The 24,342-nt window shown below is 40.6% G+C and carries 25 protein-coding genes and 1 riboswitch; of the genes, 6 read left to right on the forward strand and 19 right to left on the reverse strand.

The window, feature by feature from the left end; genetic code table 11:
- Window positions 1-71: 71 nt before the first annotated feature.
- The gene (locus ATG71_RS15985; RefSeq protein ID WP_098440438.1) at window positions 72-428 is read right to left on the reverse strand and encodes a MerR family transcriptional regulator; all 357 of its coding nucleotides are present in this window, start codon (window positions 426-428) and stop codon (window positions 72-74) included.
- 91 nt (window positions 429-519) lie between these two features.
- Here ATG71_RS15985 and ATG71_RS15990 point away from each other — a divergent pair, with 91 nt between their 5' ends.
- The gene (locus ATG71_RS15990; RefSeq protein WP_098440439.1) at window positions 520-1,284 is read left to right on the forward strand and encodes an SDR family NAD(P)-dependent oxidoreductase; all 765 of its coding nucleotides are present in this window, start codon (window positions 520-522) and stop codon (window positions 1,282-1,284) included.
- 224 nt (window positions 1,285-1,508) lie between these two features.
- A complete protein-coding gene (locus ATG71_RS15995; RefSeq protein WP_286163036.1) occupies window positions 1,509-2,531 on the forward strand; it encodes an STAS domain-containing protein in 1,023 nt (340 codons plus the stop codon).
- A 30-nt stretch (window positions 2,532-2,561) separates the two neighbouring features.
- Here the strand turns inward: ATG71_RS15995 and ATG71_RS16000 are convergent, their stop codons facing one another.
- From ATG71_RS16000 to ATG71_RS16010, 3 genes are all read right to left on the reverse strand, one after another.
- Complete coding sequence (locus ATG71_RS16000) at window positions 2,562-3,416, reverse strand: aminoglycoside adenylyltransferase domain-containing protein (protein ID WP_060672136.1); 855 nt, start codon at window positions 3,414-3,416, stop codon at window positions 2,562-2,564.
- Window positions 3,417-3,526: 110 nt separating this feature from the next.
- A complete protein-coding gene (locus ATG71_RS16005; RefSeq protein WP_098440443.1) occupies window positions 3,527-4,108 on the reverse strand; it encodes a CBO0543 family protein in 582 nt (193 codons plus the stop codon).
- Between the two features lie 85 nt (window positions 4,109-4,193).
- Complete coding sequence (locus ATG71_RS16010; protein ID WP_098440444.1) at window positions 4,194-5,591, reverse strand: protoporphyrinogen oxidase; 1,398 nt, start codon at window positions 5,589-5,591, stop codon at window positions 4,194-4,196.
- A 217-nt stretch (window positions 5,592-5,808) separates the two neighbouring features.
- Window positions 5,809-5,916, forward strand: a riboswitch (SAM riboswitch).
- Window positions 5,917-6,020: 104 nt separating this feature from the next.
- On the opposite strand from ATG71_RS16010, the gene ATG71_RS16015 reads away from it, so the two are divergent.
- On the forward strand, window positions 6,021-6,236 hold the full coding sequence (locus ATG71_RS16015) for a Fur-regulated basic protein FbpA (RefSeq protein ID WP_098440446.1): 216 nt from the start codon (window positions 6,021-6,023) through the stop codon (window positions 6,234-6,236).
- Window positions 6,237-6,296: 60 nt separating this feature from the next.
- Here ATG71_RS16015 and spoIIP read toward each other — a convergent pair whose 3' ends face one another.
- Window positions 6,297-7,463, reverse strand: coding sequence for a stage II sporulation protein P (gene spoIIP, locus ATG71_RS16020; protein ID WP_098440448.1), 1,167 nt, complete (start codon window positions 7,461-7,463; stop codon window positions 6,297-6,299).
- A gap of 171 nt (window positions 7,464-7,634) precedes the next feature.
- Entirely contained in the window at window positions 7,635-9,110 is a 1,476-nt protein-coding gene (locus tag ATG71_RS16025; RefSeq protein WP_286163037.1) for a flavin monoamine oxidase family protein, read from the reverse strand.
- 203 nt (window positions 9,111-9,313) lie between these two features.
- Between ATG71_RS16025 and ATG71_RS16030 the strand changes: the two genes are divergently transcribed.
- Complete coding sequence (locus ATG71_RS16030; protein WP_098440450.1) at window positions 9,314-9,550, forward strand: hypothetical protein; 237 nt, start codon at window positions 9,314-9,316, stop codon at window positions 9,548-9,550.
- Window positions 9,551-9,698: 148 nt separating this feature from the next.
- Here the strand turns inward: ATG71_RS16030 and ATG71_RS16035 are convergent, their stop codons facing one another.
- Together ATG71_RS16035 and ATG71_RS16040 are read right to left on the reverse strand one after the other, a co-directional pair.
- Window positions 9,699-10,013, reverse strand: a complete 315-nt coding sequence (locus tag ATG71_RS16035; protein ID WP_098440451.1) for a DUF3892 domain-containing protein — start codon at window positions 10,011-10,013, stop codon at window positions 9,699-9,701.
- 130 nt (window positions 10,014-10,143) lie between these two features.
- Window positions 10,144-11,553: an N-acetylmuramoyl-L-alanine amidase gene (locus tag ATG71_RS16040; protein ID WP_098440453.1), complete on the reverse strand. Its 1,410-nt coding sequence runs from the start codon at window positions 11,551-11,553 to the stop codon at window positions 10,144-10,146.
- Between the two features lie 642 nt (window positions 11,554-12,195).
- Between ATG71_RS16040 and ATG71_RS16045 the strand changes: the two genes are divergently transcribed.
- Window positions 12,196-12,822 (forward strand): glycosyltransferase, encoded by a 627-nt coding sequence (locus ATG71_RS16045; protein ID WP_098440454.1) that lies wholly within the window; start codon window positions 12,196-12,198, stop codon window positions 12,820-12,822.
- A 55-nt stretch (window positions 12,823-12,877) separates the two neighbouring features.
- On the opposite strand, the gene ATG71_RS16050 is transcribed toward ATG71_RS16045, so the two are convergent.
- The 3 genes from ATG71_RS16050 to ATG71_RS16060 all read right to left on the reverse strand — a co-directional run bounded on the left by ATG71_RS16050 (window position 12,878) and on the right by ATG71_RS16060 (window position 16,028).
- A complete protein-coding gene (locus ATG71_RS16050; RefSeq protein ID WP_098440456.1) occupies window positions 12,878-13,450 on the reverse strand; it encodes a maltose acetyltransferase domain-containing protein in 573 nt (190 codons plus the stop codon).
- A 205-nt stretch (window positions 13,451-13,655) separates the two neighbouring features.
- Window positions 13,656-14,948 carry a M20 family metallo-hydrolase gene (locus ATG71_RS16055; RefSeq protein WP_483295311.1) on the reverse strand — a complete coding sequence of 431 codons (1,293 nt, stop codon included), beginning with the start codon at window positions 14,946-14,948 and terminating at the stop codon, window positions 13,656-13,658.
- Window positions 14,949-15,179: 231 nt separating this feature from the next.
- A complete protein-coding gene (locus ATG71_RS16060) occupies window positions 15,180-16,028 on the reverse strand; it encodes a sulfite exporter TauE/SafE family protein (RefSeq protein WP_098440460.1) in 849 nt (282 codons plus the stop codon).
- A gap of 103 nt (window positions 16,029-16,131) precedes the next feature.
- On the opposite strand from ATG71_RS16060, the gene ATG71_RS16065 reads away from it, so the two are divergent.
- Window positions 16,132-16,971: a LysR family transcriptional regulator gene (locus ATG71_RS16065; RefSeq protein WP_098440461.1), complete on the forward strand. Its 840-nt coding sequence runs from the start codon at window positions 16,132-16,134 to the stop codon at window positions 16,969-16,971.
- 49 nt (window positions 16,972-17,020) lie between these two features.
- On the opposite strand, the gene ATG71_RS16070 is transcribed toward ATG71_RS16065, so the two are convergent.
- The 8 genes from ATG71_RS16070 to ATG71_RS16105 all read right to left on the reverse strand — a co-directional run bounded on the left by ATG71_RS16070 (window position 17,021) and on the right by ATG71_RS16105 (window position 24,326).
- Window positions 17,021-18,244 (reverse strand): dicarboxylate/amino acid:cation symporter, encoded by a 1,224-nt coding sequence (locus ATG71_RS16070; RefSeq protein ID WP_098440463.1) that lies wholly within the window; start codon window positions 18,242-18,244, stop codon window positions 17,021-17,023.
- Between the two features lie 114 nt (window positions 18,245-18,358).
- Window positions 18,359-19,291, reverse strand: a complete 933-nt coding sequence (locus tag ATG71_RS16075) for an NAD(P)H-binding protein (RefSeq protein WP_098440465.1) — start codon at window positions 19,289-19,291, stop codon at window positions 18,359-18,361.
- Between the two features lie 50 nt (window positions 19,292-19,341).
- On the reverse strand, window positions 19,342-19,911 hold the full coding sequence (locus ATG71_RS16080) for a TetR/AcrR family transcriptional regulator (protein WP_098440466.1): 570 nt from the start codon (window positions 19,909-19,911) through the stop codon (window positions 19,342-19,344).
- A gap of 140 nt (window positions 19,912-20,051) precedes the next feature.
- The gene (abc-f, locus tag ATG71_RS16085; protein WP_098440468.1) at window positions 20,052-21,725 is read right to left on the reverse strand and encodes a ribosomal protection-like ABC-F family protein; all 1,674 of its coding nucleotides are present in this window, start codon (window positions 21,723-21,725) and stop codon (window positions 20,052-20,054) included.
- Window positions 21,726-22,182: 457 nt separating this feature from the next.
- The gene (locus ATG71_RS16090) at window positions 22,183-22,965 is read right to left on the reverse strand and encodes an SDR family oxidoreductase (RefSeq protein ID WP_142953488.1); all 783 of its coding nucleotides are present in this window, start codon (window positions 22,963-22,965) and stop codon (window positions 22,183-22,185) included.
- A gap of 45 nt (window positions 22,966-23,010) precedes the next feature.
- Complete coding sequence (locus tag ATG71_RS16095) at window positions 23,011-23,322, reverse strand: VOC family protein (protein WP_286163038.1); 312 nt, start codon at window positions 23,320-23,322, stop codon at window positions 23,011-23,013.
- A 279-nt stretch (window positions 23,323-23,601) separates the two neighbouring features.
- Entirely contained in the window at window positions 23,602-23,784 is a 183-nt protein-coding gene (locus tag ATG71_RS16100) for a hypothetical protein (RefSeq protein ID WP_098440472.1), read from the reverse strand.
- Between the two features lie 122 nt (window positions 23,785-23,906).
- Complete coding sequence (locus ATG71_RS16105) at window positions 23,907-24,326, reverse strand: GNAT family N-acetyltransferase (protein WP_098440475.1); 420 nt, start codon at window positions 24,324-24,326, stop codon at window positions 23,907-23,909.
- Between the last annotated feature and the right edge of the window lie 16 nt (window positions 24,327-24,342).

Below are 24,342 nucleotides of genomic sequence, written 5' to 3' on the forward strand. Positions count from 1 at the left end.
TTCATAAAAAAAAGGTATCCGACAAATGAAGGCGGATACCTCTTATATGCTTACGATACTCATGCTGAATTTTATTCTGCCAAAGACTTTTTGTACGAACCAATTTTGTCATTCAACATTTCATTGGTTGATAGCAGGGTTTCAATCTGTTCTTGTATATTTATTTGATGCTCTTCTAGGAGTATCAATCTCTCTTTTGTTGTATGATTCCCTTCTATCACTAACCCGGTATAATCTTTAATAGTGGCGATAGGCATTTTTGTCTCCCTTAATTTCATAACAAATTTTAGCCATATAAGGTGGGAATCGGTATACCTTCGAATACCTGAACTAGAACGATCTGGTGTGATGATTCCTTCTTTTTCATAATAACGAAGAGTATGGGAAGTGATCCCCAATGCTTCCGATGCTTCACTGATACTATACATTCATGATTCCTCCTTTGCATAAACACTTGACTTGGAGTCCACTCTAACCGTTAGGATAGAAGTGTACCATAATCAGACAGGAGGATAAAATATGAATTATACAGTCATTACCGGAGCAAGCTCAGGTATCGGATATGAGGCTTCACTTGCATTTGCAGCAAGAGGGAAGAATATTATTGCTGTTGCCAGACGGGAAGATAAATTGAATGAACTGAAGAGTGAGATCGTTTCCGCTTACCCAGATGTGGATGTCATTACGATGACAGTTGATTTATCTTTAAGTGAGAACGTCTATCAGTTTTATGAAAGCTTGAAACAGTATAATATTCAAACATTGATTAATAATGCCGGGTTTGGAAATTTTGATTCCGTACCTGAGCAAAATCTGACTAAAATTCAAAGTATGTTAAATCTTAACATAGAAGCATTGACCCTGTTATCTTCCCTATTTGTCCGGGATTATGAACACGTAGCCGGCACTCAATTGATCAATGTTTCTTCAGGGGGAGGATATACGATTGTTGCGGATGCCGTTACCTACTGCGCAACGAAGTTCTATGTGAGTGCATTCACAGAAGGACTCGCTCAGGAACTTGCTTCAAAAGGTTCACAGATGAAAGCGAAAGTACTAGCACCTGCTGCGACAGAAACCGAGTTTGCACAGCGATCATTTGATCTACCTGATTTCAATTATGACGGTACCGTCCCCCACTATCATACAGCAAAGGAAATGGCACAATTCATGCTCGAACTCTATGACAGTGAAAAAGTGGTTGGGATTGTAAACGGAGAAACCTATGAGTTCAATTTAGTGGATCCTATTTATCCATATGCCAAACGGGCATCTCAAAAGTAAAGTAAACGTTTTAACAAGATAACCTTAGTACAGTATCACGAAGTCACTCTGCTTCGTGATACTATCAATTCTTCCCCTATAAATAACTACCACCAATCCCCTGCCTAAACCCCCCTCCACATCGTAATTTTCTGGTTTATCTAATATTTGAATGGGGTAATAGAGTAATATTTGATTTTATAAAATATAGAAAATTTTATTCTGGTATCGCGATGGGGGTTAAGATGATGGCGAAGTATAATATTGACGTGAATGGATCTCTGTTTGATTGGGATTTGGATAAAGGATCTATAACATTTGAAAATGATGAGGTCGTTCTATTCTGGGTGAATACTGCTTTTAAAACGTTGATCGATTCAATCGAGGAGATCGCTGGTGAAAAAGAAGCCAGATTGGTTCTTGAAACAGCCGGCTATCGTACCGGCCTGATCGTCAGTGACTTCTACTTGAAATCCATTGGAGAGCCGGAAAGAATTCTGGATAAACTTCCTAATACATATGTAACCGCTGGATGGGGGATAACAGAGATTCTTTCCTATTCCATTGAAGATAAAACGGCTGTCGTCCAATTTTGTAACGGATGGGAATATAAAGTGAATGTCGCACAGGGAAAAGAAAAAGAAGGTACCTTCATGCCTGGTCATTGGGCTGGTGTACTTACTGGAATATTCGGCTCCAAAGTTTGGTACCGGGTGGCTAAAAGCCAGATCAGTGGGGACAACTGTAGTGTATATGAGTTTTTCGCATCCGATATTTCTCCTTCTTTGAATGTCAATGCGTTAATGGAAGAACAAACCTTAGCAGCCCAAGAAGAATTGGAGCGCATTACAAAGCAGAGAACAGAAGTTTTATCCGAAATAATCAAAGAAATTTCTTCTCCGATCATTCCTGTATTGGACTCGATTCTCGTCGTTCCTCTCGTTGGTCGTTATAATGAAATCAGAGCTGAAGAATTGCTCAATAAAACACTTCTCAATCTGCCGCGCTATAAAGCTGAATTTCTGATTATCGATTTGACCAGTCTCAGCAGGGTGGATGATTATACGTTATCTTTCATCCAGAAATTCGTAAGTGCAGCCTCCCTATTGGGTACCACTTGTTTACTTGTAGGGATTTCTTCTGAACTGAGTATCAAAGTCACCCAAAGTGGCTATCGCATAAACCATATTCCCTGCTTTTCAATCCTGCAACAGGGAGTCAACTACGCGTTGGATCAATTAGGCATGGAAATCATCAAGAAGATGTAATAGTAAGTAGGCAGGATTATTTCCTGCCTCTTACCTTATATCCAAGCGATGAATATGATGTTCCACGTTCATATGATTGCAGAGGGAAATCACGTATTTTAAAAACTTAATGGTTTGTTTTACCCGAATGTCATTGGAAACTGAGTCCACACCCTGCACCCCTGAACGAATATTCATTGCTTCCCTAATCAGACTATGCCACTCTTCAGGGAGTTCCTGCAATCCATACTGACCCGCAGCCTGCTTTGAAATGATCGAAGCTTCTTTTAAAGTGTAATATTGACGAAGAACCCCAAGGACTGACCACTCTATTTCAGTATCAATCATAGCGGTAGGGTAATGCTTTACCTCTTCTATCGATTCTTCGAAAGAATGAAGTCTTCGGACCCAATATGTATTCATATTATGAAGGACATATTGGCACAATTCCTGTGAAGAAGGTCCTGAGATGGATGATAAAATTTCAGGTCCTACAACTCTAATCCCCTTATGCTTCATTACATACCATGTGATAGGGTTGAAGTTGAAATACTCTCCAAAGTTTAATTCACCATTGTTAAAGTATGCGTGCATTTCGTTCTCGTCTTTACAGCTTGAGTCCATCTTCCCTATATCGTCTTTCACAATATATACTCCGTCCATGTCCGGTTTTTGAAACTTTTGTTGAAGTGTTTTATGTATTCGATAAAGTGCGCTGGAGTCTTCTTTCGACAGTCTACGCTTTGTGACGGTAATAAAATCAATGTCACTGGAATCATTCACGTATGCTTCCAGGGCAATGGACCCGTGGACATATAAACCTTCGAGTGTTTCCGGCAGATAATGATTGAATAGATTAATATACTCAAGTAGTACCTTGTCAACTATTTGCGGTAAGTCCTTCAAGTGATCTCCCCCAATGAATAAGCATGTCTTTCAATACCAATTATTTCAAATTATTGATGGGGATTCAAGTAGGATTTGTCTAATTAAAAAACACACTGCTTCCATTATGGTCACTGTGTGTTTCGACTCTTCCCTTTTTCAAAATAAACAAATAAATTCGTGATCCATTTCGCGATTATTCCTACAGTAATGTATATCACAAATAGATGGATGTAACTTGTGCCTTTGTTCATATCAAAGAGACCTGCACTCAGAAGGATGGGCTTAAACACAAATGCAAAAACTGCGCTGAGTAAGATCAGGTAGAGATAATAGTTCTTCTTGTGACGATAGGTCCATTGGTATACGAACATATAGGAAACTGGAACAAGAGAAACGTCCAGTGAAATAGAACTTGCCAATAAAGGATAGAGTTTATATGGATAGAACCACTTCAGCATATTTGCCCCGATGGCATCTGCATAGGTAAAGAAAACATGAACATTATATCCATAAAACCCGAATAAAAGTGCATTTTTTTTATCCAGGAAAAGGAAAAGGAATAGTAGCGGCAAAAGGAAGAATGCAGTCATCACCCAGAACTGCCAGGAGCCAAGGTCAGAAAATTGGTGCCAGTAATTGATCCACGTATCTGTTTGTTCACGTTGGATTTCTTTCAACTTGGAAAGCATATTTATTTGTTTTTCGCTCATTGGTTTCACTCCTAAGATACATATATACCTTAGTATGAGCAAGTCAAAGGTGGTTTATTATATAAGTGCTTTATTTCCCTTAAGTTCAAGCTTTATTGATAGCATCTTTCATAATGGATTCAGCTGTTTCCTTACCATTTTGAATACAGGCACCGATCCCTACACCAAAGTAGGAAGCTCCAGCTAACTTCACTTGTGGCATCTCGGTTAATAGGATTTCATTTAATGCATTTACAGATTGATTGTGCCCCAGATGATAATTCGGCATCAGATTGTCCCATTTGGTAACTTCGATTGAAACCGGATCTGCATCGATTCCGACGGTCCTTTTAATATCTTCCAGTGCCACACCCGTCAGTTCTTCTTCTCTCAAATTCTTTAACTGGTCGTAATAAGTATTCGTACTCTTATAAAAGAGTCTCACCAGCAGGTTGTGGTTCCGGGATGTATGTTTCCATTTTCGGCTCGTCCAAGTACATGCATTGCACTTCACTTCACTGCCTTTGGAGACAATGAATCCTGTACCATCCGCCGGAAGCATCTCATCAGGAACATTAAATCCCAGATAGATGGAGAGCAAGGAAGAGTTTCTTAGTGCATTAAAATACTTGTCTAACTTTTCATGTTTTAGAATCTGTTGAGTCACATCATGAGGCGTTGCAAATATGACATAATCCGCTTGGATGCTTTCATGGCCATTTAAAGTGAGCTCATACTTACCTGCACTCATATGTAGACTTTTTATCTCTGTTCCTTTTAGTATCATCGCATCCCCGCACTCTTCTTCCAAACGGTCGATGATGGTGGATAATCCATGTCTAAAGGAAATAAACTTTTTATTTGAAGACCCTTTGAATTTCTGCCTGTTTGCAGATAATCCTTTGATGATGCTTCCATATTCATTTTTATAATCAAAAAGATATGGTAGAGTCGAGGCCATGGTCAGTTTATACAAGCTCCCTGAATAGACTCCTGATAATACAGGGGCAATCTGATTTTCCACAAGTTCCTTCCCGAGAAATGCTTCCAAAAATTCTCCGATGGAACTTTCCTTCGTGAATACAGTATTTTTCGTCTCCAGGTCCAGAAGAGCTGCTTTCTTTCCGGCTTCAGAAATAAGTGTGCTTTCATAAAGTGCTTCTATGCTCATGGGAATACCGAAAATGGTGTCGGGAGGTATTCTATGCAGTTCACCATTTGTGTATATGTAAGATGTTCCTGTTTCGTTATATACAAGTTCGTTTTGAAGATGAAGTTCATTGACCAATGGAAGTACTCCCTCATTACGGGCCACAATGGAATCTGCGCCAGCTTCCATAATAAAGTCACCTTCCGTTATCGTCCTGATCTTACCACCGAGCTGTTGATCTCTTTCAATTAACACTAACTCAATATCCAGATTTTGTTCCCTGGACACTTTTTGCAGGTAATACATAGCTGTTAAGCCTGTAATGCCCCCGCCTACAATAACTACTTTCTTCATACCATCCACTCCATTAATTACGTGTATGTATACAGATTATCATGTTTTAGAGAGATTAGAAAAAGAAACTGTGTCTGAAATAGGAATATGGCAGGTAATATGAATAAGGGCATCATCTTATAACCTAGTTCTTTCTTAACTATTTACTTCTAATTCAAAGTTGACAACTAGGAATAGTTTGATATAACATATAATAGAATTCTGATAATCACATAGCCACTTATCCAGAGAGGTAGAGGGACTGGCCCAATGATACCTCAGCAACAGATTCTATTTTCTAGAACACTGTGCTAATTCCACAAGCGTTAAGCTTGAAAGATAAGTTGAAGTTTTTCCAATTAAACCTCTTCTTATCTAACTAGGAAGTGGGCTTTTTTACTTTAAAAGTCTCTTCCTCTGTTTATTTATATTATAAGAGGAGTGATCATAATGGGAGATAATCTCCATGAAGCAAACAATAAAAGAAGAAATGAATTAATTAACAAATTGATTGTCCATAACGTTTTCAAAAAAGGTAATAAACAATTATTTGAGTTGACACTTAGAGAACTTGAGGATGAATATCACTATATTCAAAAGGAAAGCCATCCTCATAGTGATGTCGGCTCTATTCACTGGAAGACTTACACCAAGCTAACCAGTTAGAAGCCTTTAATGGCCAAACAAAACAATGACGCGGGCCTATGGCTCACGTCATTTCAATAGTTATTGAGCATTTACTTCTACAGCATCCTTCTTATAATAAGCTGAAAAGATTTCGGCAAATGCTTCGGTGGAATTATATAATTCCACTAAGTTATTTTCCACTCCACCAAATTCTAGGAGCATGGCCCTTTCTGTTAAATCCTGATTATACACCCCGTTTCCTTCCGCTTTTGTTTTAACGAAGACTCCACGACTGATACCAGGGTATTTTTCTTCTAATTTTGCATTTAATTCTTTTGCGATTTTCAGGTTTTTTTCAAAATTTTTGTTTTCTTTCCCTACGATGAAAAATAATCGGGCATAGCTCTTTCCGTTAATGGTCTTGGTGGTAATGTCCCTCGGCATGGAATCCCGATGTATATCGATCAGATAATTCAGATTATCGTCCTGTGCAATGGCTTCCTGAACCAATCCCCTTGATAACTTATAGGATTCGAAATACGTCCATGATTTGGCTTTTAACGCTTGGTTTACATCCGTTTTATCATGTGCTACTCCGATCCCCCGTGACTCAAGTTCCTGTTTCAGTTTTGATCCCACTGCAATGACATTGACCTTTTCATTGGTACTTGCCGGGTCTTTGGAGTCATTGTTTTTGATCAGTGGGCTAAAGGCTTCCCAACTGTGGGAGTGGTAAATGAAAACAGACTTTTCTTCGATTTCCTGCACACCGTCACCTGAGTTGTGATTCGCTTGATCAACCTGGCTCTGATCGATTTCCTGATCCTTCAGCTGGTCCTCCGTTGGCGCCGGGGACTCGTTAGGTAAATTCGTAATGTCCGTCCCTTTTCCGGCAACGGCTATATGCGTATGATAATTTTCGATTCCAGGGATTTCCCGTCCAAATAGACTTCTTGGGTCTAGCAGTGATACATTCGTCACGCTTTCCAACCAATCAAAGTCGGTTTTCATGGCCTCTTTATTCTCGATGCGTAAACCCGTCATTTCCTGTGATAGAAGCATTAGAAATGTCTCTTTCGGTACAATCTCTGATACCGAAGTATAGAAAAGGCTGTCCACCCTCAATTTAATGGCCGTCGATGAAATCAGCCAAACCATTGCATACATAAGGATGATCCCTATCAACACTACCCGGATGACGGCTTTCATAGATACAAATACTAGTGGGACTAAGCTATTATTATTTCGAGACTTATACGACATCATCAGTACCCCTATATAAAGTATTTAATAGTTAACTTTATGCAGAGTGTCGAAAGAGTAGAAGGTTTTTTCAGGATTCGGTCTGATTTCCTATGGGAACAGGTAACAAGTAGTAGATCTTTTTTCTAAAACGACATGAACGTAAAAAAACGCATGTTGAGATGCGTTTTTGGTTTATCGCCCATTCACTTCATATGCAGCCCTGATACCGGATTCCACAGCACCTTCTATCCACCCGTGAAAAGAAGAGGTGTGTTCTCCTGCAAAATGGATCCTTCCTTCGGGTGTCCGGATATAATCCCCTATGTCAGCTGCCTGTCCCGGTGTATATAGAGTGAAACATCCTGCCGAGAAAGGATTTCTGCTCCAATTATAAATAAAATAATTTAGTAGTTCTGAATAAACCCGACTTCCATAAACTCTGGATAGATCCTTCAACACTTCCGTAATGATTGCTTCCTTCGATTTACTATTCCATAAGAGAGCGTTTTGCCCCCAACTGTAGCTCGCCAGCATCACACCAGGCTTGTTGCTCCCTATGTCATGACTTGGCATATAAGTAAATCGGGTGGGAAGATCAGATACAATGTTTCCGTAATTCATTTCCTCCCAGAAGCGCCTTCTGAACTCGATACCGATTTTTACAGAAGGAATATTGGTTACTTCACGTATCGCCTGCCACTTTTTGAAGGAAATCGAGTTATATGGGACGACATCAATAAATTGAAAAACGGTAAAAGGAATTGTGACAATCACGAAGTCAGCTTGATACTCCCTCCCCGTTCCGTCCAATGGGTTAACCGTTTGAACGATGACACCCGACTTAGATTGTATGATACGGGTCACTTTTTGATTCAAAAAAATTTGGGACTGTAGGTCACCCATGAAGGAATAGGGCAATCGATCATTCCCACCTGATATTTCATAAAACTTCGTCTCTTTTCTAAAGATCGGAAAAATAATATCTTTCAATATATCGACAAATGAAAACTCAGGAAATCCTTCAATCCCGAGAATGACATTTATTTTCCGGATGGCATTCAACGATAAGGATTTTCCAAACGGGTTGTTGGATAAGAATTGCCCCACTGAATAATTTGAGTATTGCTTAATCAGCTTCAACTGATCACTGTGTTCACTATTATTATATAAATCTACAAACGGCTTGGTGGCTTCAAGAAAAAGCTCAGAAGCGGTTTTCCCCCTCTCGCTTTCCGGGAGAGGGTATTGTAGAATATTCGGATCCGCTTCGTACTGTTTTCTCGTCACTAAAATGTTATTTACTAAAAACAGGTCTTTCGAAGAAGAATTTTGAAAGGGTTGAAATGGCAGTTTGAATTTACGTATATATTCAAATACCAACTGATGGTTATCAGGGATTCTCATAGCACCGGCATCCATATAATTCCCGGAGGTAAACGGCTTTCGAACAGTATAAATCCTCCCCCCGATCCTTTTGTTCCCTTCCAGAATCATGACGTCATGCCCTGCCTCTTTTAAAGTTGAGGCTGCGACCAGCCCACTCATCCCGGCACCAATGATAATGATCCTTTTAGGTTTGGAGGGCTTTAATCCTTTACGTATGATAGAAAGCATATCATTCGGATACTTCAATTCAGAAGGGGCATCTCTCATTATTCGATCGTCCATTCTTCACCTACCTCCCTTGCTCTTTCATCATATGAATCAACCTATAGAGGTATACATTTGTTTCCTGTGACATAATGATCATTTCCAGTACGTTACAGAACGCTTGTTTCTATTTGTAGTGTTCTGTGTTATACTTGAAGTTCATTGGGTCTATGAGACTGTATTTAGTCAATCTCTCTAGCAGTAGAAGGGAGACATGTTAAATGTCACTAGAAAATATCGTAACCATGCTCAAGACGCTAAAGAAATTCAAGGAAAGTGAGATTGTTCATACGATTTCTAACCATGAGCACTCACCAGTTATGACTGTAGCTTACCATTTGGACTCGGAATGTTTCCGCATCACTTATGTGGATTCAATGAAAGTGGAAGAATTTACTGATATCAACCTATTGGCGACGACTATAGAAAGTGTATTGCTGCTTGAACCTTCGAGATAACGTTGAACGAACTGCCATTACTCCGGTAATGGCAGTTTTTTATACGATTGTTACACCATTTATTGAAGGAGGAAGACTTGATAGGTCCGTCCCTCACCAAAACGAGCATACCCCACTATTGGGCATGCTCGTTTATTTTTCCTTCTCCTTAGAAAGAAGGAAGTTCACTAAGATTATTTTCTTTCAGTCCATCCGGCTCACTTCGCAGAACATCCCTGCCATAGCGATGAATTACATCGACATGTGCGATCTTTCCTGCTTTTGCCTCCTCGAGAGCGGTTATATAATCCAACTCCCTGCCACTTTCGGTCTTGAATGCGATAAGGTCATCGTCACTATTTCTACGGACAGCGACAATATGTTCTGCCCCTGTAGAAAGTTCATCAGCTATTTCCATTTTAGCCTGGACATGACCTTGTTGCTTGTATTCCTCATAAATTTGTTCAAAATTCTTATTCTCCAATTGGACTCACCTCCCGAACATACGTTTAGTATTTGCGTTTTGTTCCCTCCATATGTATGGTCCGATTAGTGCACTTGTAATCGGTTGTAAATAAGTTAGGAGAGCTGACTAAACAGCACTCTATTTCAGTCTATTTTAATCTATCCAGCGCATTATTCAGCAATACTTTCTGACTTTTAATGGATTTAAGAGCATTTTCATTATTTCTTTTATATAAAGAAAGGATGCTTTGACCATAGGCAGTTCCTGGTACAGCCCACTTTCCATTCAGATCCGTCCAGTCCGTTGCAGTACCTCTTTTGACAAGTGAAAATCGCGGGTCGACAAGTGGTGCACCTTCCGGGAGTGGTTCAGTTGATGCGTACGCGTAAAGGTGCTGAATATGAGCAAGTACCCCTTGTTCAGGAGTCGCGAATGAAGCCCCATTATTTCCGGGTCCGGTTGTACCGATCCCTGCATAGTTATTTTGGGAAGGTTTCACTTGTCCCGTAAATCTGAAATAATTGGTTTCGTAAATGGCTTGTGCATAGGCTATATCTCCCCGGATGCCGTAAAAATTCCCATAGAAAATATAAAATTTACCCACTGAGGGAGCGGAAGGATTCACGGTTTTCACAAATTCATCTAATTGCCGGGCTAGGATAATGGATGTTCCTAAAATGGAATACTCGATACCGGGCGGCTGTGGGGGCTTGGTATCTGGTGGATCGGTTGGTGGAGGATCCTTCGGCACAGGGGCTGGTGCAGCCTCTTCTCTTAGAAGAAAGGCATCGATCCCAACCCCGCTTAATGCTATTATTTGATCTTCTGTATTTTCCCTCACTGAAAAAGCCCCTGTTTGAACCCTGTAATACGTTTTCCCAGAAACGACTACAGTATCAATGAACGATTCAAATGATACAGCTTTCAACTCTTTCACCCGGTCTTCTGCATTCTTCCGTTCAGTAAATGACCCGGCAATCACTTTAAAAATTGGCGGATTGCCCGACTCTTTTGCCGGAAGTGAAAGTGCTTTGGCAACTCCTTTAGCAAGTGAGATCCCTACTGACTGTCTGAACTTTGTATCAAGCAGGAGTGCAACGTCCATTGAATTATCAACAAACAACACTTCCACCAACACCGCAGGCATTTTTGTTTCACGGAGTACATGAAAATTTGCTCTCTTCTTCCCCCTATCTGTTACTTTGAATGGCTGAACGGCTTTTATTACTTCATCGTGGATTGTCTTTTGATATGATAAAGTTTGTGTCGGTACACTCCCATTGAATACATAGCTTTCAAACCCTGTCCCTCCACCTGCATTATGGTGGATGGATAAATACATATCCAGATTCGAGCGATTGGCAAGGCTGGATCTTTCTGAAAGAGATAAGGTTTGGTCCCCGGTCCTCGTCATTAACACCTTCACATTGTAATTCGACACTAAATAATCCCTGACCACAACTGCTGTCAAAAGATTGAAGTTCTTTTCTTCATTTCCTTTATATGTGGCACCAGGATCAGATCCTCCATGTCCTGGATCAATCATGATGATTTTCAATTAACTTCCTCCTAAGAACTTGACATATAGTGCTATATTCACAATTGGACAAGCATGCTTGGACAATCTCCTACCGCCACCTCTTTTCAATATAAAAAAGGTTCCCTGCTTAGGAACAGGAAACACTTTTTTACGTACAATTCTATATTCATGGAGGGGACTTTCTTATAGGGTTTAGTTTTTCTTTCTCTCTATTGTATTTCGAAAAACACGTTCTTATTCACTTTATTCATTATCATTGTATTTCTTGATCGGCGGAGTTCCATACTGTGATCGCTTCAATTTTTTCAGTATGAACTGTTGATCTTATAATCATTGTTTCTTTACCTTAATATGGGGCCTAAGGGTTACCCCAAACTGTGCAACGTACGGATTCGAGAGGGAAGGAGATCCCATTTCTAAATTGGCATGAGTTACGGATGGACTGAGAAAAAGATAATGTAGTATTTTTCTTGCCAATGCATCACCTCCATAGAACACTTTATGTCGGAGGTGTCGGGTTGGTGAGGACAAGCAACTCATTTTTTTAAAAAAATGGACAACTTTTTAAAATTTACCATTTCTTCTTATCATATCTTAATGAATGTTTATCTTAAATAAACGAATGATAAATATAGAACAATTATGATGGGAGGTATTCAGTTGAAGAAATATGTGGTTCTTTTGTTAGTTGTGTGGGGGTCACTCTTTTCATTGCCTGGAATGGCAGAAGCCAAGCAGGATTCTTGTATAAGTGAACCTAGTATGAAAGTCAGGGAAGAAATGAGAACGCTATGGACCGATCATGTCTTCTATACAAGGAATTATATCATCAGTGCTGTGGATGGGTTAGAGGATGCCGATATAGTACTCGCAAGGTTGCTTCAGAATCAGAAGGATATCGGGAATGCAATCAAACCCTATTATGGGGACAAAGCAGGTAACCAATTAGCGGATTTATTGACGGAACATATTGTACTTGCAGGGAAAATCGTAGATGCTGCGAAAGGTGGCAAAACAGCTCAAGTAGAACAACTTAATAAAGAATGGTATGTAAATGCAGACGATATTGCCCATTTATTAGCAAGCGTCAATCCCTATTGGTCTGAAAAGAAATTGAAAGATTTGCTATACATGCATCTGCAGTTCGTTACCGATGAAGCTGTGGCACGCATTAAAAAAGATTGGAAAGCTAATATCAAGAGCTTTGATGAGGGGAAGGCACATATCCTTCATTTGTCAGATGCCTTATCTGATGGAATCGTGAAGCAATTTCCTGAAAAATTTTAACTAAAGGAGCTGGGTATATGGTTCCCCAGCTCCTCATACTCGTTTATTTCTACCATTACCTTTTCTCTTCCACTTCGATTTTCTTGATGATACGGGCAGGATTACCTCCAATCACTACGTTGGATGGGACGTCTTTTGTCACAACCGCACCAGAAGCAATGACTACATTATCCCCAATGTTCACCCCTGGGTTAATGATTGCCCCTCCGCCTATCCAGCAATTATCCCCGACGGTAACGGGCTTTCCAAATTCAGCTCCTTTGTTACGCTCGATGGGATTGACAGGATGAGTCGCTGTATATATATGTACCCCGGGTGCCAGCATACAATTTTCCCCGATACTGACTTTGCACACATCCAATATCACGCAGTCAAAATTAGCAAAGAAATTATCTCCTACGTGAATGTTATATCCATAATCGCATCTAAAGTTTGGTTCTAAATAAACCGTTTCTCCCGTTGAACCGAATAACTGTTTAATTGTAGCAACTCTTTTTTCCCCTTCTTCCTCCGTTGTAAGATTTAACATTCGCGTTAAATAACGGGCTCTTTTTCTCTCTTCGGTTAATTGTGGATCCCAGGGTTCATAAAGTTCACCATAGAGCATCTTCTGCTTTTCAGTTTTCATGTAAACCTCCATCAATAAAAGTTTTAGTTTTATATTATCTAATATTTCTGTGAGGTGCAAACGATTGCATCTTTGCACCTGTTTGGGTTCTTGACCGATTAACTACACGATAATTGAGGCTATCTCTTTAATAAGGTAAGAGATAGCCAGGCCAATGAATGTTTCCTATATCGTAGTCTAAAGAAGTAAGACCAGAGGTTACTCTTTAGTTTTTATCAATAGAAGTAAACCCGACTTTATCTGGAACGAGGTGATCGACTCTTTGTTCCTGACAAATTCGCAGTGCGGTGGCGAATAGAAGCTGAACACCTTTTTCGATATCATCCATTTTGGCAAACTCTAATGGATTGTGACTGATTCCTTTTTCACAGCGGACGAAGATCATTCCATAATCACTGATATAGGACATAATCAAGGCATCATGGAACGGTCCGCTCATCAAGGTAGGAGAATCGAAACCGAGCTTTTCGTCTTCTTCCTTCATGACTTTTTTGATCCAATCTGCACAATACCTTGGTTCACTTCGTGTATCTTCTTGAATGTCATATTTAAGATGATAAGTAGAAGCGGTTTCTTCGATCATTTGATAAAGTTTTTGCTCGAGCCTGGTCCGTGCTTCAAGATCGATATCACGAAGATCGATTGTAAACTCTACCTTTTCAGTAATAATGTTTCTGGAATTTGGAAACACCTGTATACTTCCTACTGTGCCAACCGTGGTATCGGTTCCTTCTTCTTTAACCAATTCATCGAATTTGCGAATGATTTCTGACGCACCAACCAGAGCATCCTGTCTCATTTTCATGGGAACGGATCCGGCATGGCCTGCAAATCCTTCAAGTGTAACCGTCAGCCAAATCGGTCCTGAAATCCCTGAAACAATTCCTATGGGCTTATCTTTTCCTTCAAGCACCGGACCTTGTTCGATATGAAGCTCCAGGAAGGCGGCGATATCCCCCTTCTTATAAACAGGGCTTTCTGTCAGGTCTGTATCGACTCCGAACTCCTTCAGTGCTTCCCTTCTTGTAACCCCAGCCTTATCTTTTCGCTCAAGTTCACCCTCCTCAAGCATTCCTGCCAAAGCCCTTACGCCAAAGATTCCTTTATTGAAACGGCTTCCTTCTTCATCAGAAAAACATATCACTTCAATGGTCCGTTCAGGTATGATTCCCTTGTCCATCATGGTATGAACCACTTCGATTGCTCCAAGGGCACCCGCCGTCCCATCGAATCTGCCCCCATAAGGCTGTGAATCAATGTGAGATCCGAGAATAAGGATTGGTTTGTTTTTATCCTTTCCTTCCAGGCTGCCAATCAGATTACCAAATCCATCAATCCTTGCCGTTAAACCAGCCTCTTCCATCCATTCTTTAACTTTGTCCACTCCCTGCCGATCTTCTTTCGAGTGAGCCAGACGGCAAACGCCGGTTTCCCCAATTTTTCCGATTTCGGCTAACTCTTGCAGATGAAGGCTTAATCTTTTTCGATTGATCGTCAATAGAATCATCCTTTGCTAATAAATTTTAGACTTATTACCATTGTACGGTCTATTGGCTTGCTAATCATTAGACAGATTGTCAATAAATAATGAAGGAAGATAAGAGCGATAAAGCTCAATATTTCTTTAAGATCTTCCTTATAAAAAAGGTTCTCTACTTTGTCAACTTTATCCTTCTCCCATTAAAAATAAAAAAAAGAGAGGGGAATCCCCTCTCCAAAAATTATCTCGTCAGTAGTTTGCTGTCCTTTTGGATTGCTGAAGTGAATAAATCAGCATTCCGAAGAATACGAGTACCGCTCCCAGAATCAAACCGAGTGAGACTGTTGCGATGGAAAGCATCTTGAAAAAGACACTCACGGCAACGACCATATAAAGTACGGCAAGCATCCGTTTTACAATGACGCCGGAGAATCGTTTGAGCTGGATGGAACCGATCGGTGTCCCGATCAACGCACCAATGATCAGCAAGATTCCGTGGCGATAATCAAGTGACTCCCCTGTGTACATATATGAGGTGATCCCGGACAATACGATAATGGAAGCAGCAGATATACTGGTTCCAATTGCTTTGTTCAGATCAAGTTTAAGCCATTTTGTAAGTAAGGGAGTCATGACAAATCCACCGCTGACACCCATAAGGGATGAAATGATTCCCGTGAATAGGCCAATGACAGGAGCTGCAAAATTCCCTTTAGGCTTCGAGTCCTGTTGTGGTTTGCTTAGAAACTGGTAAGAAAACCAACTTAATATAGCAATATAGACAATTGAGATAAACGTCGATGCTCCGTTAATGGCGTCAAGCCATTTTACAAATGGTACGGTTACTACAGACCCTACTACTCCGAAAACCCCAAGGAGGACCGCTAACTTCTTGGATACATTCTTTAAACGCAGATGTGACAGGGTACCTGTCACCGTAGATCCCAGCGTAAGCATCAAGGATAAGATGATGGCCTGACTAGGTTCATATCCAAGGACCAGTAAGGTAGGAGTCAGAACAATGCCTCCCCCTATCCCAAAAAAACCTGAGATGACACCGATGACGGCGCCACCTATCATAAATAAAATCCATTCCATGTCGTACGTCACTTCCTTCATAGAACATTATACATCTATATAAGTTATAATAGAAATGAATAATGATAATATAGTCTATTACGTTTATTAATGGAGGTATTTGATGCAACTGGACTGGATCCGTACGTTTGTTACTCTTGCCCAACTTCAACATTTCACCAAGACTAGTGAATACCTGAATTTATCACAACCTACCGTCAGCGTCCATATTAAAAAGTTGGAGCAAGCCCTTGGAGTAGCACTCATTCACCGTTCCTCCACCAATCAGCTGTTTGAATTGACTCCTCCAGGAGAACAGGTATTTGAGCAAGGGAAAAAGATGCTGGAACTATGGAGTATAATGGAACAAGTTAATCAAAAAAAGCAGGAAATTCATTTACGGATCGGGTCAACTCATACCGTCAGTGATGTTCTGCTTCCCGATTTTGTCAAGAAGATCAAGGTCTTATACCCTCAAGTACGTTTACAATTGATGATTCACAATCATGAGACGATAGTGGAAGCATTGAATTCAAACAATCTCGATCTTGCCCTTGTAGAAGGAACAAAAGGATTAGAACCCTTTCATGTAGAGGTGATCAGTCGGGATGAGCTCCGCTTCTTTGCAAGCACTAGGATGAACCTGCATTCTTCCCCCTTCATCCTCAGGGAAAAAGGATCTGGGACGAGGGAATATGCGGATGAATTCTTAAAATCGGAGCGAATCGTACCGGTTGAAGTCCTGGAAGCAAGCAGCCATTTCCTCATTAAGCAACTTGCCGTGAGGGGCCTTGGAATCGCATTTCTTTCAAGCTCCATGGTCAAAGATGAAGTGCTCCAAGGCAAACTCGTCCCCATTGAACCACATGTTGTCCACCGCCCCATCTATGCGGTTCACACTGAAACAGCGACTTCAGATCCCGTCATGAAGAAACTGATATCCTTGATTGAGCATCCGAATTAAATAGAGGGACGGACCTTGTTTCCAAGGTCCGTCCCTCTTTCGTAACAATTTAGCCGATTCTTTCTTCTGCCTGGTCTACGACAGCAGCTCCGACGATATCACCGGTTACGTTAGAGGCTGTCCCTCCCATTCCGATGATGGCATCGACTCCAGCAATGAGCGCCACTATTTCGAGTGGTAAGCCGAACATCGTTAAGACCGCAGATAATGTAACCAGTCCTGCAGCAGGAACTCCAGAAGTTCCAATAGATAGCAAGGTTCCCACCAGCACAATCATCAACAGGTCTGTAACAGAAAGGTGCAGATTCGTCACGTTTGCTGCGAATACAATCGATACACCCATTCGTAAAGCTCCACCGTCTGAATTGAAGATAGCCCCTAAAGGTAAGGCGAAATTCGCCGTTTTTTCAGAAATCCCGGCTTTTTTTGCAGACTGAATGGCTACGGGCAAGGATGCGATACTGCTCGATGTAAAGAAAGCAGTGCTATAGGCTTCTTTCGTCTGTTTGAAGAAAGTGATGACAGAGTTACCCGTCAGTTTCAAAAACCCAGCATATACGACAACCCAAAGTAGAAGAAGTCCAAGATAAAAGACCCCGACAAATTTCAGTAGGGATTGGATCGTTTCCCACCCCTGCTGACCAAATGTAGCCGCACTGATGGCAAACACCCCGATGGGAGCATAAGCCAACACCCCTCTTAAGAGGATATAAAACATTTCGTTAAAGGCAGAGAAAACTTTATCCAGCAGTCCCCCATATTCCTGCAACCTACTATCTGCAGAAAATTTCATCCATGAAATGGAAATCCCCATGATGATGGCCAGGAACATAATGGCCAGAGTATCCCCCCCGGCAAAAGCCTGGAATAGATTATCAGGAATGATTTGCAGTAAGACATCCCCAAACTGCGGTGCTTTCGGTTCTTCCACCTGCGTATTAGGCAGTTCCAAATTGGTTCCAGGGTTGAACAGGAACGCCAAACCAAGGCCGATGAAGACAGCCGCTGCCGTTGTGGCTGCATAATAAAGGATCAGCTTCCACCCCATCCGACCAAGCTGCCTCATACTCATCTTGTTCACTGCTTGAACCACGGTGAGGAATATCACTGGAATGGCAATCAAGCTAAGAAGGTGAATAAGTACCGTCCCGAATGGTTTCAGGATCTCAGCATCAGATTTAAAGACAAGACCGACGATGATTCCTAAGAGGAACCCGACAGACATCTTCAAAACAAAAGGCACTTTCAAATATTGCTTCCATATGTACTTCATTTCATCTACGTCCTTACCTATATTTTTTCAGATATTCATTATATCACTTTTACGAAGGAGGGACGGACCTTGTTTTCAAGGTCCGTCCCTCCTTCAGGTAAGTAATCCATTACACTAAGTATTCATATACGCTATCGTTTCCTTTATCCCCTGCTCGAAGGGCGTTGCTTCTGATTTACCCATGAACGCTTCCAATTTTTCACCTGATAGAATTGTAGGTTCTGAATTAATATACTGCATCTCCAGTGCTTCACGCATTCCTTTACCTGCAAAGAGGGCGAAGAGGGAAAACATCGGTTTTGAAATATAGTAAAGCCCTTTTTCTTCTCCGAGAACCCTCTTTATGAGCTGTTCAAATTCAATGCCGGTCGTTGGAGTGGCACCAGGTATATTCCAATTTTGATTGTAAGCTTCATCAATGCAAGCCAAGTCTATCATTACCTTTGCCCCGTCCTTTGTATAAATAAATTCGCGAGAAATATCCTTAGGTCCGACAAAGCCTGCCTTTTCCTTTTTCATAAGCTGATCAAGGGTGAAGTGAATATAAGTATTTTTGGCGTTCGGCCCATAAAAGTCTGGAAAATGGCAAACCAAAGTCTGGACAGTAGAAGCTTTCAATAATTGGTCCATATCTAATCGCAGCTTCCCTTTCTTCGTATGGGGAAGCTTATCAAAGTCCTCTGACAGTTTTACTCCACCGCTTTTTCCGTATGCATAAATATTATCAACCACAGCGAGTTTAGCATTATTTCTTTCTGCAGCAATGATAATATTTTTTGTGATCATACTTAGCTTCCCGCTCCATTCTTCATAAGGAAGATTCATTGCATGAAAGATTATTTCACAACCTACAGCGCTTTGGATAAGGTCTTCGGGATTTTCAGCATCACCGGTCCGGATAGATACTAAATTCTTACTGCCAAATAATTGAATTAGTTTTTCCATACCCCTTGCGAATGCAACTACCTCGATTCCCCTATTGATTAATTCCTCTACGAGAGCGTATCCCATACCACCTGATGCTCCAATGACCATAACTTTATTCATTTTTCTTCCCCCTCATTAATTAACCACCGGTCAAATAACCCCAAAAAATTTTATCCAAAGGATTTCAGGATAAAATTCACATGTGACTCTGCAAGGCTCTCTACTTCAACATAAGTGTCATCACAACTGCAGTAGTGACTGACAAAACCATGTAAAGATAGAAATATAGACCATGTAAGTTGGATGCTAATTTTTTTGTTACTCAATAGGATAATGGCTTTAGCAAATTTCTCATAAGATTCGTTCGGTCCCTTGTTCACATAGCTCTTTACTTCATCATCAGATAATAAAAACATCATTTCATATTGACTTTTATGCGTCATACCAAATCTAATGTAAGCGAGGAGCACTGCCTTCAGCTTTCCTCGATTATCCATCTTTTGATTCATTACGTCATCAAGCCATTGATCTAATAATTTGAAGTCACTTTCAATTATGGCATAGAATAATTCAGCTTTATTCTTAAAATGATAGTAAATTGATCCATGACTGTAACCGAGTTCAGATGCAACCTGCCTTATGGAAACTTGTTGGTACCCTTTTTTAAGAAATAACTCCCGTGCAGCAGCCATTATCATTTCTTTAGTAAGTTCTTGTTTTACCGCTTTTCTTGGTGACATTTTATCAAACTTCCTTTTATTGACCAGTGTTTAATTAAATTATAACGACTATCCAAGTCAACTGTCAATAATAAATTTCCAACATTTACAAATAGGGACGGACCTTGTTTTCAAGGTCCGTCCCTCACACTAAAAGTCTCTTACTCTTTTTTCCCTTTTTCCATTTCTCTTTTATAATCATCATAGTTGCCACTGTAGCTTTTTAATGTGTAATCTTCAACGGCAATGATTCTTTGTGCCATCCTATTGATAAAATAGCGGTCGTGTGAAATGAAGAAAATGGTACCACTGAATTCGTCCAGGGCTTCCTCGATCGTTTCGATCGTATCAATATCCAGATGATTCGTCGGCTCATCCAGAATCAGTAGATTGATATCCTTAAACAATAACATAGCAAGTTTTAATCGGATTCGCTCTCCCCCTGAAAGGTGTTTAATTTTCTTGAATACGCTCCCTTTGTAAAACATGAACTTTGAAAGGTATTCCCGCGCCTTTCCTTCCAAAATAAAGATGTCTTCCCGGAAAGCATCTAAAACGGTGACTTCTTCGTTCTTAAATGTAATGATTTGAGGTAAATAGGCCGATTTTACATTTGCTCCAAACTGGATGACACCTTTATCAGGTTGATCTTCACCGATAAGCATCCTTAGGAAAGTGGTTTTTCCGCATCCATTTGGACCCAGCATTCCCACTCTTTCTCCTTGACGGACCATGATATCAGTATTGGCAAATATCCATTTCCCCCCGAACTGTTTCGACAATCCAACTCCTTTAATGGTCTCTTTCCCCGATCTCCCTGAAGCTTTCACGTCAAGCTGCATGTTCCTTCTTTCAAAAACGGGTTTATCAATATGCTCGATCTTGGATAACTTTTTCTGAACGCTCGCAGCCCTTTTAAAGATCTTTGTATTATCCGCCCTCATTGCCCAATCTCGTAAGCTTATGACCGTATTTTCCATACGTTTGATCTTCTTTTGCTGCTCTTTGAAATGTTCGTATTGGATTCTCATATTCTCTTCTTTTTGAAGCACAAAAGAACTGTAATTCCCCTTATAGGAAATCGATTTTTTATCTTCAATTTCCACAATTCTCGTTACTACATTATCTAAGAAATAGCGATCATGGGAGACAATGAGGACCATACCTTTATAGCTTTTCAGGTAGCTTTCCAGCCATTCGATCGATGACATATCCAGGTGATTCGTCGGTTCATCCAGAAGCAGGATGTCCGGCTGATGGATCAACAGCTTCCCTAACCCGACGGTTGTTTTTTCACCACCACTTAATAGATCAAAGTCACGCTCCAATAAGCTTTCTTTAAGCTGCAGTCCCGTACAGACCTTGCTTAACTTTTCATCCCGCTCATAACCTCCTTTCACTTCAAATAATTGAATAAGGTTACTATATCGGTCCATTGCTCTAGCCAGGTCATTCCCTTCTAACACCCTCATGTCATTTTCCAATTTACGCATATCTGATTCTATTCGATCTACTTCCTCAAATGCTGAATAAAGGACATCCCTCGCCTTCAATCCTGCTGGGTATTTTGGCGATTGTTCAAGGTAGGCACTGGTTGCGCCATTCGAGATGTGGATGAGACCTTCATCGTATCCGTAGCTTGAAGTCTGGGGGTACCCAGGATAATAATTCATGGGCTCTATGCCTGCAATCACCTTTAAGACTGTACTTTTCCCGGATCCATTCTCCCCGACAACCCCCAATTTGTCTCCTTTAAAAACTTCAAGAGAAACATCTTCAACAACAAGTGTCGCTTCCATATATTTTTTGATTCCATTTACTTTTAATTCCAACATTTGCGTCCCTTCTTTCATTTAACATGAAGTTACGCTAGTTATGGACAGGTTAAAAAAAGGCTTACTTCTATTCATTAATGCAATAATAAAGACCATAAGAAGGTAATCCTTCCTACAGTCTTGTATCATGATCAACATCTGATCCATAAAGAATCCACACACGTCTACATGTAGCTGACGCGGCAAACCTCTTCATGAAAATATCATCTTGATATCAGGAAAGTAAGTTTCCTTCTAATTGCCTGATTCCATAAAGAGCATAACAAATAAACCCATCTTCCATAGGTGCTAGCTCAATAAAAAATCCGTATTAATTTAATAATAAATTAATCAGCAATTAGTTGGTTCCATAAACTTACTATCCCTCCCCGCAACATCTTCATTATTATCTCATTATTAGATAATTTTGTAAATAGAGGGACGGACCTATATTTTCAGTAGTGAGGTCCGTCCCTCTTTACTTGCCTATAAAACCGCCTTCGGATTTGATTAATTGTCCTGTGATCCATCCGGATTCTTCGCTTGCTAGGAAGTTGATCAGTCTTGCAGCGTCTTCGGGTTCTCCTATACGGCCGCTTGGAAACATGGGGAGCAAATGATTTTTGATTTCATCAGTGATCCATCCTGAATCGGTCGGACCTGGATCGATTGAGTTTACGGTGATCCCAACAGGGGCAAGTCCGACTGATAACGGTTCTGTTATGGCAATCAACATTCCTTTTGACGCAATATATGCTAAATTATTTGGGTCCGGTCCTTTGGAAACCATGTTGATAATCCGACCATGATTGCACCCCGGGAAAGCTCGCTCATATCCCCTTGCAAATTCCATTGTTAACAGTAGGGTACCGCTGTTGTTCACCTGGTAATGCTTATCAAGAATGCTTTTATCAAGTGTACGGAAGTTTGCCGGCGCTTCGTATGTTGCATTGTTCACTAATATTACAGGAGTACCTAGAGTTTCCTGAACTTGGTCCATCAATCGTGATGGAGCTGTTTCGTCACTCAGATCCAGCTCCATATGAGCAACGCGCACACCCGTATGGAGTAATTCCTCACATAGAAGTTGAGGAAAGCTATGATCTACTCCCGTTCCACTCATTTCATCAAATGAACTCAAATGAGTAAAAAAGATATCAGCACCTGCACGTGCAAGCGAACGACAAATGGCTGCCCCAATACCCTTGTCTCGGCTTGCTCCCGTCACGATGGCTATTTTGCCTGTCAGATTGTTCAAAATATGTTATACCTCCTATTAATAGAAGAAAGGATTCTCGTTAGTTCCTTAAATATTTTCATAGATTTCCAATAGTGAACCCTCTGGATCACGAAAATGAGCGACCTTCATCCCCCATTCCAATTTCTCCATAGGCCTGTTGATGAATTCCACCTTTTCTTTCAGTTTTTCATATGTATCCTGGACACTCGCCACCTCAAAAATTAAAGCAAAACGTTCACCTTGCTCCCCTCCTACAATGTATCCGGGGTTGAGGGCATCCGTCATCTGTTTCCTCTCAAATATCCCTAAGTGTGTTTGTCCAACTTTAAATTGCCCATACAGGGAGTTTTCATCTCCCCACGATACTTCAAAGCCCAAGACGTCTCTTTAAAAAAGAAAGCATTTTCTATAATTGTCCACCAATAATCTGGTATGTGTTAATTTCAATTCAAAACCCTCCCTTAACGATCTATTTCCACCAATAATTTCAAACCACTTTATTTCTGGCAATCTTTTTTTATATTTAAAAAAGTGATTTGAAAATGAAGAATTCAATAAAGTCATGAAATGACAAAAAGCCCAGTCAACCTAAACTGGACTTTTCAAAACGATTGATGGCACATGGAATGGAGAGCGTCCATAGTTGCCAGCGTCACGTCATTGCCCTGTCCCTCCAGCTGAATCGCGTCCGCCTCCCATGGTGTAGTTACGGTTTTCCCCTGGTTTCGCTCCAGGATCTATCCCCGGCGTGTGCCGGTCGTTCCCTCTTCGCTTGCGTCTGATGTCAATGGCTACCGCAAATAATAAGGTCCCTGCAATTAAAACAACAAACCACAGCATGTATATCTCCCCCTTATCATCATATGATGGAGATGGAATTCAAATGCAATCCTCGCTTCAGAAATGATCAGGCAGTTAAAATGGTTATTCGTTCGCAGCAGTCTTGAAAATATGAAATCTGATTAATGCTCCGCAAAGGTCTTTCTGAATCCATAAAACGGTCTGTATCCTTTTTGTTCATAATAGGTATGAGAAGACGTGTTGGTAAGCATCTCAATTCTCGTCTTTGGAAATAGCCCATGAACGTATTTGAGCATAGCATCTCCGATTCCCAACCCGCGGAAATCTGCGTGGACCAGTAGTTCACAAATAAACAATGTTACAGATTGATCCGTAAGTCCTCGGATATAGCCGATGACACGCCCATTGAACTCTGCCACATATGCAATATTCGAATGCTCCCAAGCATCCTTTGTACTTTCCTTATTTTCCACAAGATTATTCCATTTTTCTTCTCTATTTAAAGTATGTATATTGAAAAAGTCTTCCGTTTCGTATGCCCTTATTTCTATGAGGTCTTTATTTTTCAAGCGTATTTGCATCTTGGATTTCCTCCCA

Origin of the sequence: Bacillus sp. es.034 (assembly GCF_002563655.1) — a bacterium.
Classification (GTDB): domain Bacteria; phylum Bacillota; class Bacilli; order Bacillales; family Bacillaceae_B; genus Rossellomorea.

Coding starts and splice junctions, on each gene's coding strand:
- ATG71_RS15985 (WP_098440438.1), bottom strand. CDS start 428: ATGTATAGTATCAGTGAAGCATCGGAAGCATTGGGGATCACTTCCCAT.
- ATG71_RS15990 (WP_098440439.1), top strand. CDS start 520: ATGAATTATACAGTCATTACCGGAGCAAGCTCAGGTATCGGATATGAG.
- ATG71_RS15995 (WP_286163036.1), top strand. CDS start 1,509: ATGATGGCGAAGTATAATATTGACGTGAATGGATCTCTGTTTGATTGG.
- ATG71_RS16005 (WP_098440443.1), bottom strand. CDS start 4,108: ATGAGCGAAAAACAAATAAATATGCTTTCCAAGTTGAAAGAAATCCAA.
- ATG71_RS16010 (WP_098440444.1), bottom strand. CDS start 5,591: ATGAAGAAAGTAGTTATTGTAGGCGGGGGCATTACAGGCTTAACAGCT.
- ATG71_RS16015 (WP_098440446.1), top strand. CDS start 6,021: ATGGGAGATAATCTCCATGAAGCAAACAATAAAAGAAGAAATGAATTA.
- spoIIP (WP_098440448.1), bottom strand. CDS start 7,463: ATGATGTCGTATAAGTCTCGAAATAATAATAGCTTAGTCCCACTAGTA.
- ATG71_RS16025 (WP_286163037.1), bottom strand. CDS start 9,110: ATGGACGATCGAATAATGAGAGATGCCCCTTCTGAATTGAAGTATCCG.
- ATG71_RS16030 (WP_098440450.1), top strand. CDS start 9,314: ATGTCACTAGAAAATATCGTAACCATGCTCAAGACGCTAAAGAAATTC.
- ATG71_RS16050 (WP_098440456.1), bottom strand. CDS start 13,450: ATGAAAACTGAAAAGCAGAAGATGCTCTATGGTGAACTTTATGAACCC.
- ATG71_RS16060 (WP_098440460.1), bottom strand. CDS start 16,028: ATGGAATGGATTTTATTTATGATAGGTGGCGCCGTCATCGGTGTCATC.
- ATG71_RS16065 (WP_098440461.1), top strand. CDS start 16,132: ATGCAACTGGACTGGATCCGTACGTTTGTTACTCTTGCCCAACTTCAA.
- ATG71_RS16070 (WP_098440463.1), bottom strand. CDS start 18,244: ATGAAGTACATATGGAAGCAATATTTGAAAGTGCCTTTTGTTTTGAAG.
- ATG71_RS16075 (WP_098440465.1), bottom strand. CDS start 19,291: ATGAATAAAGTTATGGTCATTGGAGCATCAGGTGGTATGGGATACGCT.
- ATG71_RS16080 (WP_098440466.1), bottom strand. CDS start 19,911: ATGTCACCAAGAAAAGCGGTAAAACAAGAACTTACTAAAGAAATGATA.
- abc-f (WP_098440468.1), bottom strand. CDS start 21,725: ATGTTGGAATTAAAAGTAAATGGAATCAAAAAATATATGGAAGCGACA.
- ATG71_RS16100 (WP_098440472.1), bottom strand. CDS start 23,784: ATGCTGTGGTTTGTTGTTTTAATTGCAGGGACCTTATTATTTGCGGTA.
- ATG71_RS16105 (WP_098440475.1), bottom strand. CDS start 24,326: ATGCAAATACGCTTGAAAAATAAAGACCTCATAGAAATAAGGGCATAC.